The organism is Photobacterium sp. MCCC 1A19761, from assembly GCF_037389125.1.
GTDB lineage: Bacteria > Pseudomonadota > Gammaproteobacteria > Enterobacterales > Vibrionaceae > Photobacterium.
Genome location: NZ_JAZGTF010000024.1, coordinates 1 through 2,173 on the forward strand (window position 1 = coordinate 1; position 2,173 = coordinate 2,173).

General features: G+C 39.9%; 4 protein-coding genes. All 4 read right to left on the reverse strand.

Annotated elements, in window-relative coordinates; translation table 11 throughout:
- Positions 1-401, reverse strand: a 401-nt coding sequence (locus tag VV869_RS18710; protein ID WP_337736437.1) for a hypothetical protein, incomplete at its 3' end; no start/stop codon positions are given.
- Positions 402-921: 520 nt separating this feature from the next.
- A complete protein-coding gene (locus VV869_RS18715; RefSeq protein ID WP_337736438.1) occupies positions 922-1,272 on the reverse strand; it encodes a GlpM family protein in 351 nt (116 codons plus the stop codon).
- A 47-nt stretch (positions 1,273-1,319) separates the two neighbouring features.
- Positions 1,320-1,619, reverse strand: coding sequence for a DUF2004 domain-containing protein (locus tag VV869_RS18720; protein ID WP_337736439.1), 300 nt, complete (start codon positions 1,617-1,619; stop codon positions 1,320-1,322).
- A gap of 156 nt (positions 1,620-1,775) precedes the next feature.
- Complete coding sequence (locus VV869_RS18725) at positions 1,776-2,114, reverse strand: hypothetical protein (RefSeq protein ID WP_337736440.1); 339 nt, start codon at positions 2,112-2,114, stop codon at positions 1,776-1,778.
- Between the last annotated feature and the right edge of the window lie 59 nt (positions 2,115-2,173).

Consider the following 2,173-nt stretch of genomic DNA (forward strand, 5'->3'; position numbering starts at 1 on the left):
AAAAATACACCATATAGTACATAAAACGTGGAATCGCTATGAACGACGCCTTGGTAAAAAGAAAGCTCTATTTCTCCAGAATTAACTTTCAGCCAATCAATTTCGACAGTATAAAACAAATACGATTTAAGAAGTAACAGTGATGCCAAAATCAAATTATATGTAACAATAAACAAGAAATGAGTTCGACCGGGCCGTGTCATAACCTTCGAGAAAGCGGAAGCATATAGCATACTAATAATGGAGGACAAAACTAATGACAAAGACCACCACCCTTTCACATCAACACTATGAAACCAGCCTATCAATAGCCCGAAGGCGTTAGGCAAAAATAGAAGAGAGAATACCACAACGACAACCGGCCAATAACCACCGCTCCACTTACTCGAACCTTTCAGCATTACTCTCCTACTCCGTGACGACTAATGAATAACATGGACTCCCTCTCATCAGGCTTCGCCACACTTGGTAAATCTGATTACAAATTCACCGGACGCCATCCTCTGAACAATTGTCTATAGTATTATTTTTGCGTAATAGAGTTTCAGTATCTACGGCGATGTTTACAAAGGCAACCTCTTGACCTACAGAACAATAACCCACTCGAAAGTCCTTTTTAATTTTGCCAATAGCCTGTCAGCTATCATCGAGTTGGAAGCCTTTACGACTTCAAAATACCATGCCTTTGAGTCCTACCTGTCCAGGTTAACGAAATCATGTTGAGTAGCCCTGCCTCAATCCAGGCAGGCAGCGGTGAGACCAAAGTAAGAGCCCCGAAATATGGATTTGTCGTAAGCCATGATGAATGGCAAAAATGACAAAGCGGAGTAGATAGCTTTGTGATTCCGAAATATCGGTTATTCATTAGCCTACGGGGTTTATTTATCCTTTGAAACCGAGAAGTCTCATATGTATTAGGCGCTACCCCATTACCGGAAATAACTTAGTCCAGAACACTAACAATACCAAGGCGAAAAACACCCAAACAGCGGATGCCAAGGACAAGGTCCAGAATAAATCATATTTGTAGCTGAAAAAATATACTGACACTAAGTACGCTGCATAAGGTACTAGAGAGTACAGGCCAAACACCGCGGTCATTCTTAAGTCACTCATTGTTCTTTCCGATCCCACAATATAGTGCGCGATTAAAGCAAACGTCGGAAACAATGGAACTAAACCCGAGATAAAGAAACTCCGGGTTTTGGAAAGTAACGCAATCAACAAAACAGCTATTGCGCCAAGTAAGCACTTTAAAAACAAAGAAAGCATCGTGTCAATTTCCCTTTCGATAGTAAAACAATTATCGCCTGACGAATTCAGCTTTCCATCACAATATCAACAACTTGACCATTTTCATCAAATGAAACGCTTATTAGGTAATTAGTGACATCATTGGGTAAAGTGAAATCATAAACGTCGTCCTCGACATAAGTTAATATAAGTGCTGACAAAACGTCATCGAAGCTTGGATTTTCTTTACCTATAATTTCTAGCCATACTGTTGCTGGGAGTTCATCTAAATGATGAGATACGAACAAGTCGATACCGTATTCACCTGACTCTGTTCCGTGTGAGGCTCTTATAGCTTCCAAAGCTAACTCTACTTTTTTATCCATTTCAAATCTCCCCCAGATATCGAGAAAAACATAACGCCCGCTTAAGTGGTGAGCAACGCAATATGATTTTTCTGCACACCACCTAAATCACTAAAATCAACGCATTGTGAAAATACCACGCGTTGCGAATCCGTCTTAAAGCGTTGTATGCGAATTTTAGCTAACGTGTGCAACGATTAACTTTGCTACATCACACGCTGAAAGCTCGGTATTATCAATTGATAATGAGTTGAGATGCTCTATCCGACTAAATTTCATTTCTGCGAGTACTTTAGCCATCGCTTCTTGGTTTGATATTTTGTGTGAATTAACTCTGTCACATGCCATTGAACGTTCGTACAAAGCTTCTTTATTTGGGTTTAAATGAATGGGGAAAATGGTAATTCCTTGCTCCATAAAAAACTCTAGATACTGATTTACTTCTACAGCATTGTAGTGGTCAAGTAAAATTGGCCACAGTTTTAGAGTCATTCCAGAATAACCGTTCTGACTCATTTGGCGTCAAACCACCGTTATATTGATGTGGCCTGACCTTGCTGTAATATTCCGTGATG

Bases quoted from the DNA above. Each gene is read 5' to 3' on its own strand.
- VV869_RS18715 (WP_337736438.1), bottom strand. From the start codon at position 1,272: ATGCTTTCTTTGTTTTTAAAGTGCTTACTTGGCGCAATAGCTGTTTTG.
- VV869_RS18720 (WP_337736439.1), bottom strand. From the start codon at position 1,619: ATGGATAAAAAAGTAGAGTTAGCTTTGGAAGCTATAAGAGCCTCACAC.
- VV869_RS18725 (WP_337736440.1), bottom strand. From the start codon at position 2,114: ATGAGTCAGAACGGTTATTCTGGAATGACTCTAAAACTGTGGCCAATT.